At 46.0% G+C, this 2,036-nt stretch carries 1 protein-coding gene and 1 tRNA gene; both read left to right on the top strand.

All coding sequences use genetic code 11. The features are described from left to right. Positions 1–276 precede the first annotated feature (276 nt). Positions 277–1,599: a hypothetical protein gene (locus ABYW01_RS20335; protein WP_372836292.1), complete on the top strand. Its 1,323-nt coding sequence runs from the start codon at positions 277–279 to the stop codon at positions 1,597–1,599. A gap of 299 nt (positions 1,600–1,898) precedes the next feature. Further along, positions 1,899–1,974, top strand: a tRNA-Glu gene (locus tag ABYW01_RS20330). Positions 1,975–2,036 lie beyond the last annotated feature (62 nt).

Here is a 2,036-nt window from a genome sequence, read left to right as displayed (position 1 = left end):
TGCTTCTAAAGGGAATTGTAACGGTTGGCGTAATCGAATCTAAACGCCCGTAAGGTAGATAAGTACTGCCTAATGCCATTCTTACTTTCATACCCTGTGTGAAAGTATCAACAACACTCTCCCTGTCGCGCAATGATATTAATCCCTGATAGGTCCGTTTAAGTGCTGAGTGTGTCACTGGTTCTGCAAAAGCGAAGCGCCATGCGTTGTTAGGCTTTACGAGACTTATTGCAGGCAGAGGTAATGGATTGTATTAGGAAAATGGAGACGTAACTGATGTCGAGAGATCCATTTTGGACAGAGGGAAATGCTCAAAGTGTACGGTTTTATATTGATTATGCGCTTGAATCAAACATAACGCTTTATTCCTCGACAAGTTTTGGTGCCTCGGGGCACTACATAGGTCGGTTGGGCACGAATAATTCCTTGGATATGATAGGGGTTGAGTTGCAGAACGGTGCTTCATATAACCTTATTCTGCAGGGTGAAATGCCGTCCCGATTAAGGATTTATGATAATGAAGGTTACCACTTATATGCCGTTGATGGAGAAAGCGCTGGATATGAGGAGCCCTATGGCGTAGATACCATAGCGAGGTTCCAGCCGACATACACCGGAACGCATTACCTAAGTATCGAATGGGAATACGGTGGCAGTGCTTCTGGAAATTATGCGGTTGTTATTGGTAGTGATGATCATGTTGTCGCTGCAAGCACAAATAGTCCGGCTACTGGCACTATAGGTATAACTGGTGAAGCCATCCAAGGCGCTACCTTAACTGCTGATACGACCAGCCTGAGTGATGGCAATGGTTTAGGGGCTTTGGAATATCGATGGACTCGAGATGGGGATAGCATACTTGGAGCAAATTTCGAATCATATCAGTTGACACGAAGTGATATCGGCTCCGCCATTAGCGTCACTGTGGTTTACATCGATGGTGATGGTTTCCTAGAGGTCGTTACATCTACGGCGACAGACACTGTCCGCGGTTCGGATGCAGCAAGTGTTGGAAACGATATGTTTTATGGGGAAGCTGAGAGTGGCATCTTTAACGGGCTGGCTGGGATCGATACCTTGGTGCTACCTATCACTCGAAGTCAGAGTGATCTGACTCTCAGTTCGGATAGCTCAAACGGTATGATCAACGACGGTGGAATCTCCTATGAATTTTCCAATATAGAACGTCTCCAGTTTACCGATACCAATATTGCTTTTGACCTGCTGAATGATGGGCATGCCGGACAGGTTTGTAAAATATTAGGCGCTGTATATGGTGCTGATGCGATTGAAAACCCTGCTTTTGTGGGGACTGGGTTATCCCTGCTTGATGGTGGTATGAGTTACGAAGGTTTAGCCGAGGCTGCGATAAGCCTCCGTGGGTATACTGATCATCAAAATATTGCAGAGCTACTTTGGACTAATCTGGTTGGGCATGCCCCTAAGAATGCTCAGGTAGCGCCTTATGTTGAGATGTTGGATAGCGGTAGCTTGTCTGTCGGTGGGTTGGTAAGTATTGCTGCTAACCATGAGTTGAACACACAGAATATTGATCTGACGGGGCTGGCTAGTACGGGTATTGAGTATCAGTTGGCTTAAGTTGAAAATGTTTGTCCTTCCCTGTCTATGAGAGGTTTCTGCTTGTTTGAGTAGAGACGAAGGTTTTAGGAAAGAGAGTAGGGGCTGACATATGCTTTTTGCTTTTGTCGGCTTATATGGGTTAAGGCCTGTGATTGATCAGTCCTTAACCTGTTGTTTGTGAAGGAAAAAGCTTGTTGTTGGGGTTCCTGATGAAAAAGAGCAGTTTTTTGGGAAAAAATTAAAAAAACTGCTTGAACGATTACTGTAGTCCGCATAAGATACGTCCCGCGTTTGAGGGAAACTTTAAACGTATCCACGTCCCATTCGTCTAGTGGCCTAGGACACCGCCCTTTCACGGCGGTAACAGGGGTTCGAACCCCCTATGGGACGCCATTCTCTTTCCTTGAGAGTGGTTGGGAAACGGTGCGGAATTAGCTCAGTTGGTAGAGCGGGAC

The organism is Pontibacterium sp. (genome assembly GCF_041587635.1).
Taxonomy (GTDB): domain Bacteria; phylum Pseudomonadota; class Gammaproteobacteria; order Pseudomonadales; family Balneatricaceae; genus Pontibacterium.
The sequence above is the reverse complement of the archived record's forward strand: the minus strand, read 5'-3'. Positions and strand labels throughout refer to the sequence as shown.